Source organism: Acidovorax sp. (genome assembly GCF_021287135.1).
Taxonomy (GTDB): domain Bacteria; phylum Pseudomonadota; class Gammaproteobacteria; order Burkholderiales; family Burkholderiaceae_C; genus Acidovorax.
Window position 1 is genome coordinate 23,689 of sequence record NZ_JAJTBB010000064.1, and the last position, 13,818, is coordinate 37,506.

The 13,818-nt window shown below is 68.8% G+C and carries 14 protein-coding genes and 1 riboswitch; of the genes, 4 read left to right on the plus strand and 10 right to left on the minus strand.

The genetic code is table 11. From position 1 onward, the window contains the following. The first annotated feature begins 108 nt into the window (after positions 1 to 108). Entirely contained in the window at positions 109 to 1,473 is a 1,365-nt protein-coding gene (locus tag LWW96_RS14655; RefSeq protein WP_291488240.1) for a M20/M25/M40 family metallo-hydrolase, read from the plus strand. A 275-nt stretch (positions 1,474 to 1,748) separates the two neighbouring features. After that, the gene (locus LWW96_RS14660) at positions 1,749 to 2,240 is read left to right on the plus strand and encodes a YidB family protein (protein WP_291488242.1); all 492 of its coding nucleotides are present in this window, start codon (positions 1,749 to 1,751) and stop codon (positions 2,238 to 2,240) included. 37 nt (positions 2,241 to 2,277) lie between these two features. Here LWW96_RS14660 and LWW96_RS14665 read toward each other — a convergent pair whose 3' ends face one another. The 7 genes from LWW96_RS14665 to LWW96_RS14695 all read right to left on the minus strand — a co-directional run bounded on the left by LWW96_RS14665 (position 2,278) and on the right by LWW96_RS14695 (position 10,031). Next, positions 2,278 to 3,180, minus strand: a complete 903-nt coding sequence (locus LWW96_RS14665; protein ID WP_291488243.1) for an alpha/beta hydrolase — start codon at positions 3,178 to 3,180, stop codon at positions 2,278 to 2,280. 155 nt (positions 3,181 to 3,335) lie between these two features. Next, positions 3,336 to 4,817 (minus strand): M20 family metallopeptidase, encoded by a 1,482-nt coding sequence (locus LWW96_RS14670; RefSeq protein WP_291488244.1) that lies wholly within the window; start codon positions 4,815 to 4,817, stop codon positions 3,336 to 3,338. 106 nt (positions 4,818 to 4,923) lie between these two features. After that, complete coding sequence (locus LWW96_RS14675) at positions 4,924 to 6,177, minus strand: GGDEF domain-containing protein (RefSeq protein ID WP_291488245.1); 1,254 nt, start codon at positions 6,175 to 6,177, stop codon at positions 4,924 to 4,926. A 215-nt stretch (positions 6,178 to 6,392) separates the two neighbouring features. Continuing rightward, positions 6,393 to 7,541, minus strand: a complete 1,149-nt coding sequence (locus LWW96_RS14680) for a glycerophosphodiester phosphodiesterase (protein WP_291488246.1) — start codon at positions 7,539 to 7,541, stop codon at positions 6,393 to 6,395. A gap of 70 nt (positions 7,542 to 7,611) precedes the next feature. Continuing rightward, positions 7,612 to 8,196 carry a methionine biosynthesis protein MetW gene (metW, locus tag LWW96_RS14685; RefSeq protein ID WP_291488247.1) on the minus strand — a complete coding sequence of 195 codons (585 nt, stop codon included), beginning with the start codon at positions 8,194 to 8,196 and terminating at the stop codon, positions 7,612 to 7,614. Beyond that, positions 8,193 to 9,323: a homoserine O-acetyltransferase gene (locus LWW96_RS14690; RefSeq protein WP_291488248.1), complete on the minus strand. Its 1,131-nt coding sequence runs from the start codon at positions 9,321 to 9,323 to the stop codon at positions 8,193 to 8,195. Before LWW96_RS14690 ends, metW begins: the two co-directional genes overlap by 4 nt. Positions 9,324 to 9,458: 135 nt before the next feature. Further along, positions 9,459 to 10,031 carry a TMEM165/GDT1 family protein gene (locus LWW96_RS14695; RefSeq protein ID WP_291488249.1) on the minus strand — a complete coding sequence of 191 codons (573 nt, stop codon included), beginning with the start codon at positions 10,029 to 10,031 and terminating at the stop codon, positions 9,459 to 9,461. Between the two features lie 15 nt (positions 10,032 to 10,046). Further along, positions 10,047 to 10,228: riboswitch (yybP-ykoY riboswitch) on the minus strand. 243 nt (positions 10,229 to 10,471) lie between these two features. Here LWW96_RS14695 and LWW96_RS14700 point away from each other — a divergent pair. After that, on the plus strand, positions 10,472 to 10,840 hold the full coding sequence (locus LWW96_RS14700) for an RNA-binding protein (protein ID WP_291488250.1): 369 nt from the start codon (positions 10,472 to 10,474) through the stop codon (positions 10,838 to 10,840). Positions 10,841 to 11,116: 276 nt separating this feature from the next. Then, a complete protein-coding gene (locus LWW96_RS14705) occupies positions 11,117 to 11,626 on the plus strand; it encodes an RNA-binding protein (RefSeq protein ID WP_291488251.1) in 510 nt (169 codons plus the stop codon). Between the two features lie 110 nt (positions 11,627 to 11,736). On the opposite strand, the gene LWW96_RS14710 is transcribed toward LWW96_RS14705, so the two are convergent. The 3 genes from LWW96_RS14710 to LWW96_RS14720 form a co-directional block, all read right to left on the minus strand. After that, positions 11,737 to 12,513, minus strand: coding sequence for an SDR family oxidoreductase (locus LWW96_RS14710; protein WP_291488252.1), 777 nt, complete (start codon positions 12,511 to 12,513; stop codon positions 11,737 to 11,739). 60 nt (positions 12,514 to 12,573) lie between these two features. Further along, positions 12,574 to 13,188: an LPS export ABC transporter periplasmic protein LptC gene (gene lptC / locus LWW96_RS14715; RefSeq protein WP_291488253.1), complete on the minus strand. Its 615-nt coding sequence runs from the start codon at positions 13,186 to 13,188 to the stop codon at positions 12,574 to 12,576. A gap of 67 nt (positions 13,189 to 13,255) precedes the next feature. Then, positions 13,256 to 13,816 carry an HAD hydrolase family protein gene (locus tag LWW96_RS14720; protein ID WP_291488339.1) on the minus strand — a complete coding sequence of 187 codons (561 nt, stop codon included), beginning with the start codon at positions 13,814 to 13,816 and terminating at the stop codon, positions 13,256 to 13,258. Between the last annotated feature and the right edge of the window lie 2 nt (positions 13,817 to 13,818).

The following is a 13,818-nucleotide window of genomic DNA, read 5'->3' on the forward strand; positions in this document are numbered from 1 at the left end:
TCGGTCCAACAATTGCATGGCACTCCGGTCCGTCCGGCGCGCCTGCTGCAGCGCTGGACGGGCCGATCACCCCTCTTCTTCATTCTGTTTTCGTTTCGCTGGATCCCCATGAAGCTCCCTCTGCGTACCTTCCGTGCCACGGCCCTCGCGGGTGCCGCGGCGCTTGCCATCGCCGCCCTGCTGCCGGTGGCAGCCCATGCCCAGTTCGGCGCTGTCGCGCCCACGCCTACCACGCTGCGTCCCGCGGTGGACAAAGCCTACACCCAGCTCATGGCCGCGCCCCAGGTCCGCCAGTTGCTGGACGCAGTGAAGGCCGACCACGACCGCGCGACCGAAGACCTGCGCATGCTCACCGAGATCGAGGCGCCCCCGTTCAAGGAGCAAAAGCGCGCCGAGGCCTTCCTCGCACGCATGAAGGCCCTGGGCCTGGCCAGCGCTGCCATCGACGCCGAAGGCAACGTGGTGGGCATCCGCAAGGGCACGGGCCGCGGACCCAAGCTGGTGGTGTCCGCGCACCTGGACACCGTGTTCCCCGCCGGCACCGACGTGAAGGTCAAGGAGCGCGATGGCAAGCTTTACGCGCCCGGCATCTCCGACAACGCGCGCGGCCTGGCCGTGCTGCTGTCGTGGCTCAAGGTGCTGAACGACCAGAAGATCGCCACCGTGGGCGACCTGGTGTTCGTGGGCAATGTGGGCGAGGAAGAGCTGGGCAACCTGCGCGGCATGAAGCACCTCTTCCAGGAGCACCGCGACATCGACGGCATGGTGGCGCTGGAGCCCGCGCCCGACGGCACCGTGCTGATGCTGGGCACGGGCAGCCACCGCCACGAGGTCACCTTCAAGGGGCCGGGCGGCCACAGCTACGCCGCGTTCGGCCAGGTGCCCAGCGCCATCCACGGCATGGGCCGCGCCATTGCCAAGATCGCCGAGATCCGCACGCCCGCCACGCCCAAGACGACCTTCACCGTGGGCACGGTGGGCGGCGGCACGTCGGTGAACACCATTGCGCCCGACGCGCGCATGGCGGTGGACATCCGCTCCGACGCCATGGACCCGCTGCTGGCCACCGAAAAGCAGGTGCTGGCCGCCGTGGACAGCGCCGTGGCCGAAGAAAACGCGCGCTGGGGCGTGAACACCTTGAGCGCGTCCACCAAGCTCATCGGCGACCGCCCCGGCGGCCGCACGGCGGCGGACTCGGTGATCGTGGAGGCCGCCGTGGGCGCCAACACCGCCTTTGGCCGCAAGACGGTGCTGGGCGGCGCCAGTACCGATGCCAACGTGCCCATGTCGCTGGGCATCCCGGCCATCGTGATCGGCGGCGGCGGCAAGACGGGCGGCTTCCACGCGCTGTCCGAATGGATCGACCTGACGGACGCCTGGAAGGGCGCGCAGACCTCGCTGGTCACGGTGCTGGGCCTGGTGGGCGTGCAGGGCGTGAGCGAGCCGCTGCTGGATAAGCGGACAGCGAAGTAGCCCGCCTGGGCGGCATGGGCCTGGGCCGCTCCGGCAGGGGCGGCAGGGGTGGGTTGCGGCACAAGCGGCGGCCCCCGCCGGTTCGGGCTGCGCCTGGCGAAGCCAGGGCGTGACAACGGCAGGAGCGGCGGGCAAGGCACCGCGGAATTCACGTTTGTTGACACCGGATGCCGGCCCGGCTGCGTACCATCGCCATGGGGGTGCCTGCGGGCCAACCTCCGCTGCGCTTCCTTCCTCTTTCCTTTCCTTTTTTGCTTCTTGTGCAGGAGATCGCCATGGGCTTGCTCGATTCCGTCCTGGGTGCTGTCATCAACAATGCGTCGCAGGGCGCGGGCGCCGGCACGCCGGCCGCCGGCCAAGGCGGGGGCAGCGGGCTGGGCGGCCTGCTGAACCTGGCGGCGCAGAACCCGCAGCTGGTGCAGGTGGTGATGTCCCTGCTCAGCAACGACGGCCCGGTGGGCGGGCTGTCGGGCCTGATGGCCAAGTTCCAGCAGGCCGGGCTGGGCCATGTGATGGCCTCGTGGCTGGGCTCCGGCCCCAACCAGGCCATCTCGGGCGACCAGCTCTCGCAGGTGCTGGGCAGCGGCCCCTTGTCGCAGATTGCCGCCCAGTTGGGCGTGGGCCAGGGGGCGGCGGCGGGCCAGCTGGCGCAGGTGCTGCCCGGCCTGGTGGACCACCTCAGCCCGCAGGGCCAGGCCCCCGAGGGTGGATTCGGCAACGCCGGCGATCTCTTGGGAATGCTGGGCGGTTTGCTTCAAAAAGCATAGCTGCTAGCGCTTTCTGGGCAAGCGCTAGAACCGTTTTTTATTCAAATACCGCTGCGGGCCGGGTTCGCGCCGGCAGGGGGCAGCGGTGCTGCAGCCATTGCCGCAGCAGGTCGAACACCGGGGCGGCCAGCTCCGGGCTTTCGTTGAACAGCTCGTGGTAGAGCGGGCCAAAGCAATGCGACTGCACCACGCCCGCCGGGGCGGCTGCCGCAAAGGCGCGGCTGCCGGCGGGGTTGACCAGCTTGTCGCTGCCGGCCCACATCAGCAGCGTGGGCACGCTCCAGTGCGCGGCGCGCGCCACCGTGGCCGGGCCGCCCTCGGCGATGAAGCGCGCCAGGCGGGCGCTGATGCGGTCGTGGCACAGCGGGTCGGCCAGGTAGGCGGCGGGCACCGCAGGGTCGTGCGAGAGGTACTGCGCGTCGAGCCCATTGCCCACGCGCAGATCGGGCGCGATGCGCGGCAGCGTGGCCAGCAGCAGTTTTTGCACCGCGTTCAGGCCCGGGTCCAGCGCGGGGGACGACAGCACCAGCGCGTCCACGGGCCGCAGGTTCATGGCCACGAAGCGCGCCGCCACCAGGCCGCCCATGCTGTGGCCCAGCAGCACCAGCGGCCGCCCTGCAGGCATGCGCGCGCGCAGCGCATCCACCATGTCCGCCAGGTCGTCCAGCAGGCGCAGGTCGCGGGTGAGCCCGCCGCGCGGACCGGCCGATTCGCCGTGGCCGTACTGGTCATAGCCGCGCACGCAGAAGCCCCAGTCGTTCAGCCGGCGGGCCACGGCGTCATAGCGGCCGACATGCTCGCCCAGCCCGTGGACCAGCAGCACCGTGCCGCGCTGCGCATCGCTCTCGGGGAGCGGCCAGTCCTGGATCGCCAGGTTTTCGCCGTCGCTGGCCGTGAAGGTGGTCAGCGTCGAAGGCGCGAGTTCGTCGTCGAGGGTCATGGTGAAAGGCCGGGCACGGACAAGGAAGCAGAACGCGGATCAGGCGGAGCGCAATACGGGGAATGCCGGGCAAGGGCCGCCCCGCAGCGAGGGCACCGTCCCCCTTCCCGAAGTCGCGCAGCGATTTCGAGAGAAGGGGGAAGGCGCGCAGCGCCTCAGGGGGTTGTACCCGCGTTGGCCGCCATTGCGGCAATCACCTGCGCCACGGCGGCAGTGAGCTTCTTGGCGTAGGGCACGTGCAGGAACTCGTTGGGACCGTGCGCGTTGCTCTGGGGGCCCAGCACGCCGCAGACCATCATCTGCGCGGTGGGGAAGCCTTCGCTGAGCATGTTCATGAGCGGAATGGTGCCGCCCTGGCCGATGTAGCCGCAGGGCGCGCCGAAGTGGGCCTGCGAGGCGGCGTTGAGCGCCTGCTCGAACCAGGGCGTGTTGCTGGGCGCATTCCAGCCGGTGGCGCCGCTCGCGCCCTCAAAGGTGACCTTGGCCTGGTAGGGCGCGTTGTCTTCCAGCAGCGTTTTCAGCGCTTGCACGGCCTGGGCGGCGTCCACCAGGGGCGGCAAGCGCAGGCTGAGCTTGAAGGCGGTGTAGGGGCGCAGCACATTGCCGGCGTCCTGCAGCGCGGGGAAGCCCTCGGCACCCGTCACGCTGAGCGTGGGTTCCCAGGTGCGCTTGAGCAGCGCCTGCAGCGGGTCGGTGGTGGTGGGCAGCGCAAAGGTGGTCGATCCGCCGCAGTCGTAGTGCGCCCACGGAAAGCGGCGGTACACCTCCTCGCCCAGGATGGCGGCCGTGGCGCGGGCCTGGGCCAGGCGGTCGGCGGGCACTTCGCAGTGGAAGCTCCGGGGCAGCAGGTGGCCGGTCTGGCTGTCCTCCAGCCGGTCCAGCACCTGGCGCATGATGCGGAACGACGAGGGCACCAGGCCCGAGGCGTCGCCGGAGTGGATGCCCTCGGTGAGGATCTCGACCTTGAGCGTGCCGGTGGCCATGCCGCGCAGGCTGGTGGTGAGCCACAGCTGGTCGTAGTTGCCCGCGCCCGAGTCCAGGCACACCACCAGGCCCACGTGGCCCATGCGGGGCTTTAAGGCCTCGATGTAGGGCAGCAGGTCGCGCGAGCCGCTTTCCTCGCAGGTCTCGATCAGGCCCACGATGCGCGGGTGCGCCACGCCCTGGCGCTTCAATTCCTGCACGGCGGCAATGCTGGCGTATACCGCGTAGCCGTCGTCAGCGCCGCCGCGGCCGTAGAGCTTGCCATCCTCGTACTTGGGCGTCCACGGGCCGAGGTCGTTGCGCCAGCCGCTGAACTCGGGCTGCTTGTCCAGGTGGCCGTACATGAGCACGGTGTCGGTAGCGCCGGCCTGGGTGGCGTCGATTTCAAAGAAGAGCACCGGCGTGCGGCCTGGGAGGCGCACGATTTCGAGCTTCAGGCCCTCGACCTTCTGCGACTCCACCCACGCGGCAGCGTTGCGCACCACGGTGTCCAGCAGGCCCTGTTCCGCCCAGTCGGGCGAGAACATGGGCGACTTGGCCGGGATGGCGATGTAATCGGTGAGCTGGCGAACGATGTCGTTGTCCCACGCCTGGCTGACCCGTTCGAGGGCCAGGGCCGGCTGCAGAACTTGCGAGGGGACGCGGGCATTCATGGGAACTCTCCTGGTGCGTGGTGTAATCCCGCATTCCAACACAAACACCTGGGCGGCGCCAAGGCATCCCCGGACTTGCGCGCGGGCATGCGCCGCAGCACCCGGCTCAGCCGCGGGACGGGCTGCCGGGCGGCGTGGACGCCGCGTCACCGTGCGCAGTGGCGGCGCCAGCGGGGCGGCGCAGGCCGGTGGCCACTTCCACGCGGTTGCGCCCGTTCTCCTTGGCCTGGTAGAGGGCGCGGTCGGCTGCTGCAATCAGCATGTCCCAGCTGTCGCCCTGCTCCAGCCGGCCGCCAAAGACGCCAATGCTCACGGTGACCGCGATCTCGGTGGCCGGGCCGCTGCGTCCCCCGGGCAGGTGGCAGCGCGAGTCCGCCACCGCCCGGCACAGCGCCCGCGCCAGCTGCTCGGCGCCGGCCAGTGATGTGTCGGGCAGCACCACCATGAATTCCTCCCCGCCGTACCGGCCCACCAGGTCCTGGGCGCGCACGCGCTCGCGCAGCACATTGACCACGCTGCACAGCACCTGGTCGCCGGCGGGGTGGCCGTACACGTCGTTCACGCGCTTGAAATGGTCGATGTCCACCATCATCACGGCCAGGGGCTCGCGGCTGCGCAGTGCGCGCCCCACGTCGCGGTCCAGCGCCGCGATGAGCGAGCGGCGGTTGGCCACGCCGGTGAGCGGGTCCACGGCTGCCAGCACGCGGTTGCTTTCGTCGGCACGGTCGCGCGACATGAACACAAAGCCCACCGAACTGACCAGCACCACCGACAGCGTGGCCAGGAACATCACCGTCTGCAGGCCGCTGCTTTGCAGCAGGTTCGCCTCCGTGCCGCGCAGCGCCAGGGCCGCCGCCGAGCGGACCAGCAGCACCAGCGCCTCCAGGCCCAGCCCCGTGGCCAGCAGCCACCAGCCGCGGCCCACGGTAGTGTGCCGGTAGCGCAGCGTGGCCGCCAGCGCCCAGGCGAACTGCAGGCCCAGCACGATGCCGACACAGGCCACGCGCGCCGCGTAGCTGCCGGCAAACGCCAGGGCGCTGGCCGCCGCCAGCACGGGCGGAATCACCAGCACGGCCCAGGGAGCCGTCCGGCCCTGAAAGCGGTAGATCGCCACCGTCAGCCCGCTCACCACCGCAGACAGGACCCCGTTGCCCAGCACGATGGAAAGTCCGTCCGGTATCTGGTCCCGCAGCACCAGCAGCACGTGGCCCACCGCGTTGGCCAGCAGCGCTGCCGCCCAGTGGCACAACCCCTCGCGCCGCCGCCCCCAGCCCACCAGCGCGACAGAAGCGGCCATCATGAGCGAGCACACGATGATCGCGGCCAGCATGGTCGGAACGTGGGCGGCAAGGAGCGGCATCGGGTACGGAAGAAGCTGGCGGTGGGGCAACGGCCAGCATAAACGAAGCCCGGCGCAAAAAACCGGAGCTTGTGGCGGGCAGCACGCGCGAGCAGGTAGGTGCGAAAACCGGGCTTGGCGCAAGCGCAGCAAGCGCTGAATGCTATAAAAACAGGAGCATTCCAGGCCAGGGTAATGCCCCCGTGCGCTGCCGGACCAGGCCGGCCAGCGCCCCCTTACCGGCCTGCCTGGAATGCTTGCACGGCAGCGCGGCCCACGGCCGGGTCGTCGGTGAAGAAGCCGTCCACGCCGGCGCGCAGGTACGCGGTGATTTCGGCCGCGCTGTCGCCCCGCAGCGTGGCGTCGGTGGCGGGCGCCTTCTTCAGGCCCGCGGGCAGGAACGCGTTCTCGGGCCGCAGCGTCCAGATGTGCACCGCCAGCCCAGCGGCCCGCGCACGTTCCACCAGGCCCGTGGGTGCGCCGGGCAGACCTTCCTTCACGGGCACCACCAGGGTCTTGTAGGGGCCGATGGCATTGGCATAGGCCGCCACCTCCCGCAGGCCTTCGGCCGTGATCAGGTCGGCATAGCTGCGCGTATTGGCCGCGCCCTGGGCCACGAAGTCGTAGGGACGGCCCGAGGGCGCCACCAGCTGCACCAGCCGCACGCTGCTGCGCTGGCGGATGGCCTGCAGGTTGCCCACTTCGAAGGACTGCACGAATACCGGCGCACTCTGGTGGTTCCAGCCGTTTCTCTCCAGCGCGGCCAGGAGCGGCGCCTCCAGCGGCAGGCCGATGGATTGGAAGTAGGTGGGGTGCTTGGTTTCCGGATAGATGCCGATGGTCCGGCCCGTCTTCGCGCTCTGGGCCTTGGCCAGGTCGATCACCTCCTGCAGCGTGGGGATCTCGAACTGGCCGTTGTAGGCCGTGTTGGCCGGGCGCTGCGCGGGGATGCGCTCGCGGGCGCGCAGGGTTTTCAGCTCGGCCAGCGTGAAGTCCTCGGTGAACCAGCCGGTGATCGGCTGGCCGTCAATGGTCTTGGTGGCCTTGCGCGCGGCGAACTCGGGGCGGTCGGCCACGTCGGTGGTGGCCTCCTTCACCGAGCCATCGGCGTTCAGGATGGCCATGGCGTTCTCGTGCCGCACCACCAGCACCCCGTCTTTCGTGATCACCAGGTCGGGCTCGATGATGTCGGCGCCATCGTCAATCGCCTTCTGGTAGGCGGCCAGCGTGTGCTCGGGCCGCAGGGCCGAGGCGCCCCGGTGGGCTATGACGGTGGGGGTGGGCGGCCAGGCCGGCTGGGCAGGCTGGGCAGGCTGGGCGGTGGCGCCCAGGGCTGCGGCCATCAGGGCCGCGGCAAAAAAGGGGTGCAGGGAGGCGAAGCGCATGGCGGATTTCCCGGGCGGTAGAAACGGCCCGCCACCATAACGTTTCTGCGTGACGGGCACATGGCGCCCGCTACGCGCGCTCGAAGTGGAACACCGCGGTGCCCGCGAGGGCGTTGGGCAGCCACCGCACCTCGCGCCCGTCCTGCAGACCAAAAGAGTCCAGGATGCGCAGGTGGTTCTTGGTGGCCAGCACCTCGAAGTCCTTGTAGGTGCCCACGCGGATGTTGGGCGTGTCATACCACTGGTAGGGCAGCCGCCGCGTCACGGGCATGCGCCCGCGCAGCACGGACAGGCGGTTGGGCCAGTGCGCAAAGTTGGGGAAGGCCACCACGCCCGTGCGGCCCACGCGTGCGGTCTCGCGCAGCATGACCTCGGCATTGCGCAAGTGCTGCAGCGTGTCGATCTGCAGCACCACGTCGAAGCTGTTGTCTTCGAACAGGGCCAGCCCCTCGTCCAGGTTGAGCTGAATCACGTCCACCCCGCGCTGCACGCAGGCCAGCACGTTGGCATCGGCAATCTCCACGCCGTAGCCGCTGCAGCCGCGCTCGCGCTGCAGGTAGTCCAGCATGGCGCCGTCGCCACAGCCCAGGTCCAGCACGCGCGAGCCGGGGGGCACCAGGCGGGCCAGCGCTTGCATTGCGGCGCGTTCGGTCATGGTTGCACCTCCTGGGCAATGCTATTGAAATAGGAGCGCATCACGTTCATGTAGCGTGCGTCGTCGAGCAAGAAGGCATCGTGGCCGTGGGGGGCGTCGATTTCGGCGTAGCTCACGCGGCGGCGGTTGTCGAGCAGGGCCTTGACGATCTCGCGGCTGCGCTGGGGCGAAAAGCGCCAGTCGGTGGTGAAGCTCACCAGCAGGAACTTGGCCTGCGCCCGCGCCAGCGCCCGCGTGAGGTTGCCACCGTGGGCGCGGGCGGGGTCAAAGTAGTCCAGCGCGCGGGTGATGAGCAAATAGGTGTTGGCGTCGAAGTAGTCGCTGAACTTGTCGCCCTGGTAGCGCAGGTAGCTTTCTATTTGAAACTCGATGTCCTGCGTGCTGTATTTCAGCTCCAGGCCTTCTCTCAGTTGACGCCCGAACTTCTCGTTCATCACGTCGTCACTCAGGTACGTGATGTGGCCGATCATGCGGGCAATGCGCAGGCCGCGCTTGGGCACCACGCCGTGGCGGTAGAAGTGGCCGCCGTGGAAATCCGGGTCGGTCACGATGGCGCGGCGGGCCACCTCGTTGAAGGCGATGTTCTCGGCCGTGAGGTTGGGCGCGCTGGCCACCACCACCGCGTGGCGCATGCGCTCGGGGTATTGCAGCGTCCAGCTGAGCGCCTGCATGCCTCCCAGGCTGCCGCCCAGCACGGCGGCCAGCTGCGTGATGCCCAGGCGGTCGAGCAGGCGCGCCTGGGCGTTGACCCAGTCCTCTACCGTGACCACCGGAAAGTCCGCGCCGTAAACCTCGCCCGTGTCGGGGTGCGTGTGCATGGGGCCGGTGGAGCCGAAGCACGAGCCCAGGTTGTTCACGCCGATCACGAAGAAGCGGTCGGTGTCCACCGACTTGCCGGGGCCGATCATGTTGTCCCACCAGCCCTCGCTTTTTTCTTGCCCGGCGTACACGCCCGCCACGTGGTGCGAGGCATTAAGGGCGTGGCACACGAGCACGGCGTTGGAGCGGTCGGCATTGAGCGTGCCGTAGGTCTCGTAGGCCAGGTGGTAGTCGCGGATGGACGCGCCGCTTTGCAGCGGCAGCGCCTCCGGGAAGTGCATGGTCTGGGGCGTGGCAAAAAACGACATAAAAAAACCCGGCGTCGCTAAAAACGAGGCCGGGCACGGATGTCGGACGGGTCTTTAGCAGAATTTATAAAGCGCCCGCAAGCTGTGGCAAATCGGCGCGTTGGCGGAATATACCAAACAAGCGCCACCACCGGGTCACCCGTTGCCGCCGGGCGCGAACAGCGCCAGCAAACCCAGCACCAGGAAGATCGCCGCCGAGACCAGATGCACGGCGCGGATCGGCACGCGGCGCGTGATGCGCTCGCCGAGCCAGACGACGGGCGCGTTGGCGATCATCATCCCCAGCGTGGTGCCGGCCACCACCCACAGGTATGCGTTGTACTGCGCCGCCAGCATGACGGTGGCGATCTGCGTCTTGTCGCCCATCTCGGCCAGGAAGAAAGCCACCACCGTGGTGCCAAACACCCCCCAGCGCGGCGAGCCGTCGGCCTCGCCCTCATCGAGCTTGTCGGGGATCAGCATCCAGATGGCCATGGCGATGAACGAGGCGCCCAGAATCCAGCGCAGCACCTGCGGCCCGAGGAACGTGGTCACCCACGAGCCGACGGCGCCGGCCAGGCCGTGGTTGACCAGGGTGGCCACGAGGATGCCCAGCACGATGGGCCAGGGTTTGCGAAAGCGTGCTGCGAGCACCAGCGCGAGCAACTGCGTCTTGTCGCCCATCTCAGCGAGCGCGACGATGGCGGTGGAGACGAAAAATGGTTCCATGTGGGGGTCCTGTCCGGCCGGATGTGGTTCGAAACGCATTGACTGCACCCCGACTCCGGCCTTGGATCGGCATGCAGTCAATGGTCTCGCCCAGCTTGAAAAAGCCGCATGCACCATAGGCCCACCGGGCCCAAGTTTGTTGACGCATGCCCCCGGTGCGTTGCACACCGGGCGGGCTACTCCCCAAAGACGGCGCGATTCTACCCTGATGGGATGCGGGTATTCCCGTAAAAACCCTGCAGCGCAGCCCTGGCGGCGCAACAGGCACTCAAATAAAACACCACGGCCTGCATAAAGTGATTGATAATGGGTTTGCCCTTTTGCTTGCAAGGGGGCGTCAGTTCAGCGGTGAATGGTCAGTTTCGCGTCTTTGAAGTCGTCACAGGTTTGTTGATTGCGTCGGGCTCCATCGCGTTTTCATGTTTTTTCAGGAGTCCTTCATGGGCAACAAACTCTACGTGGGCAACCTGCCCTATTCCTTCCGCGACCAAGATCTGGAGCAAACCTTCAGCCAGTTCGGCTCCGTGGGCAGCGCCAAGGTCATGATGGAGCGCGACACCGGCCGTTCCAAGGGTTTCGGCTTTGTCGAAATGGGCAGCGATGCTGAAGCCCAAGCCGCCATCCAAGGCGTGCATGGCCAAAACTTTGGCGGCCGTGACCTCGTGGTCAACGAAGCCCGTCCCATGGAACCCCGTCCCCCCCGCAGCGGTGGCTTCGGCGGCGGCAACGGTGGTGGCTACGGCGGTGGCCGCAGCGGTGGCGGCGGCTTTGGTGGCGGCGGCTACGGCGGCGGCCGCAGCAGCTACTAAAAAATGCGCCCGGAGCATGCCTTGCGGCATGCCATGGCCATGACAAAGGAGCCCACGGGCTCCTTTTTTCATGCCCGCGCGGGCGTGCGTGCCACAGTCGGTTTTTGCCCCTTGCTTTTTCTTCAAAAGTGTGGCGCATAATGGGTTTGCGGGCACATCCCGCATTCCAAAGTTTGCGGTGATCCGTCAGTTTCGCGCTGAGAGCGTCATTGAGATTAGCTGGCTGCGTTTTCGGGACTCCATCGCTTTATCCATGTGTTTTTGAGGAGTCCCTCGATGGGCAACAAACTGTACGTCGGCAACCTGCCGTACTCGGTGCGCGACAACGACCTGGAGCAGGCCTTCGGCCAGTTCGGTGCGGTCACCAGCGCCAAGGTCATGATGGAGCGCGACACAGGTCGGTCCAAAGGCTTTGGTTTTGTGGAAATGGCCAGCGATGCCGAAGCCCAGGCTGCCATCAACGGAATGAACGGCCAGCCCCTGGGCGGCCGCAGCATCGTGGTGAACGAAGCGCGTCCCATGGAACCCCGTCCTCCCCGCAGTGGTGGCTTTGGCGGTGGCGGTGGTGGCTTCGGCGGCGGTGGCCGCAGCGGTGGCGGCTATGGCGGTGGCCGTGAAGGCGGCGGTGGCGGCGGCTACGGTGGCGGCCGTGAAGGCGGCGGCGGTGGCTACGGCGGCCGCAGCGAAGGCGGCTTTCGCAGCCCCTACGGCTCCGGTTCCCGCAATGGCGGCGGCGGCGGCCGCAGCGGTGGTGGCGGTTACGGTGGCGGCAACGGCGGCTACTGATGCCGGACCCCGCTGGCGCTCTGCCTGCAAGGAAAGCCCCCTCGGGGGCTTTTTTCATGGGCGCACGGCGGGCGTGCCTCGGGGGCGGGCGCGCCCAGCGCGCTCCGTGTTTACTCGTGCTGGCGCCGCTTGCGCGGGCGGCCGGCCAGCAGCTTGTCGAAGACGGCGTTGGGCAGCAGGCGCAGCACCTTGGCCACCACGCCCATCTGCCAGGGGATGACGCGGTAGCTCACGCCCCCGGCAATGGCGCGGAAGGCGCGGTCCGCGAAATCGTCCGGCTGCATCAGGAAGGGCATGCGGTAGCGGTTCTGCTGCGTCAGCGGCGTGTCGATGTAGCCGGGTGACAGGGTCACCACGCGCACGCCGTGTGGGCGCATTTCGCCGCGCAGGCTTTCGCAGTAGCTGATGACCGCCGCCTTGCTGGCGCAGTACGCGCCGTGCCCCGGCAGCCCCCGGATGCCGGCCACGCTGCCGATGCCCACCAGGGTGCCGCTGCCCCGTTGGGCCATGGCCGTGACAAAGGGATGGAACGTGGCCGCCACGCCGATGTTGTTGATGGCAAAGGTGCGCGCCATCACGTCGATGTCGTCCCGCACGGCGGTGTCGATGCCCACGCTGATGCCGGCGTTGGCGATGACGACGTCGGGCACGCCCTGCCGCGCCAGGCAGGCTTCGCCGGCCGCGACGATGCTGTCGGTCACTGCCACATCTGCGCTATAAATTTCATAGCTGTCTGCGCTGATTCCATGGGCGTCGGACCAGATTTTTATGGCATCCGTTCGCCGGGCGACCAGGGCCAGCCGGTAGCCGGCCCGGTGGAACCGCAGGGCCAGGGCCTGGCCGATGCCGCTGGAGGCCCCGGTGATGAAGACGAGGGGAGAGGCCATGGTGGGTGGGGGCGTGCGCTGGGAGGCGGTGGGGTGGGTGCAGGGGCGGCCGTACCGGGGCTACCGCCGGGCCGTCCCAGGCTGGAGCACCCCGCGCACGCGTCCGCGCAGCTGCAGCACCTGTTCGAGGTTGTCGTAGTCCATGCCGTCGGCCGTGAAGCGGTCGTCGCCCCGGGTGAGGATCACGGGGCGGTCCGAGCGCACGCGTTCGGTCTGGGTGTAGGCGTGCAGGAATTCGCTGCGGAACTCCAGGCGCGGCTGGGCGGGCGCACCGGCCTTGGGCGGCAGGGGTTCGCGGGTGACGATGGCGTTGCCGAACAGCTGTACCTCGGACCCGTCGGCGTTGGTCAGGGCGCGGTCGGCGGTGGCCACTGTGCGGCGCCCCGTGGGCGTGACCGAGCGCATGTGCGCGCGGTCGATCTCCAGCGTGTCAGTGTCGGGGTAGTGGCGCGCTTCGTCGCCCTGGACTTCGCTTTGCAGGCGGCCGGTGGCGTCAAAGCTCTTCACCGAGAACGACTTCATGAAGTAGTCGGGCTGGTGTGCGGGCTGGCGCTGGGTGGCCGGCAGCAGCGGCATGGGCGCGTTGCGCACCAGCCACCAGGTGCCCAGGGCCAGCAGCCCCATCAGCACGACGGGCAGGTACAGCGAGAACTGTTCCCAGGCTTGGCGGAGCATGTTGCGTTTCACGGGGGTCACGGGCGAACCTTTGCCTTGCGGTGCCGGACGGTGGCGTGGGAGCGGCTCATGCGGTGTAGTCCGCCAGCAAGGCGGCGTAGCGGCCGGTGGCCACCAGCAGCAGGTCGCACAGCTCGCGCGCCGCGCCGTCGCCGCCGCGTGCCTGCGTCACAAAGTGGGCGGCGTGGCGCACCTCGGCCTGCGCGTTGGCGGGGGCGCAGGCCAGGGCGCTGCGCCGCAGCACCGGCAGGTCGGGCCAGTCGTCGCCCATGGCGGCGGCCTGGGACCAGTTGCAGCCCAGGCTGGCCAGGATCTGCTCGGCGGCGGGGCGCTTGTCTTCCGTGCCAAAGACCGCATGCTCGACCCCGAGGGCCTTGAGCCGCACGCGCAGGGGCAGGGAATCGCGCCCGGTAATCACTGCCGGGGTGATGCCCGCGCGCTGCAGCAGCTTGAGGCCATGCCCATCAAGGGTGTGGAAGCGCTTGAGGGTCTCGCCCGACTCGCTGATGTACAGGCCGCCGTCCGTCAGCACGCCGTCCACGTCGAAAAACGCCACGCGCACGTCCTGCGCGCGCAGCAGCAGTTCGGCGGGAAATTGCAGCACGGGAGAAGTCATTGCAGGGGGCATCG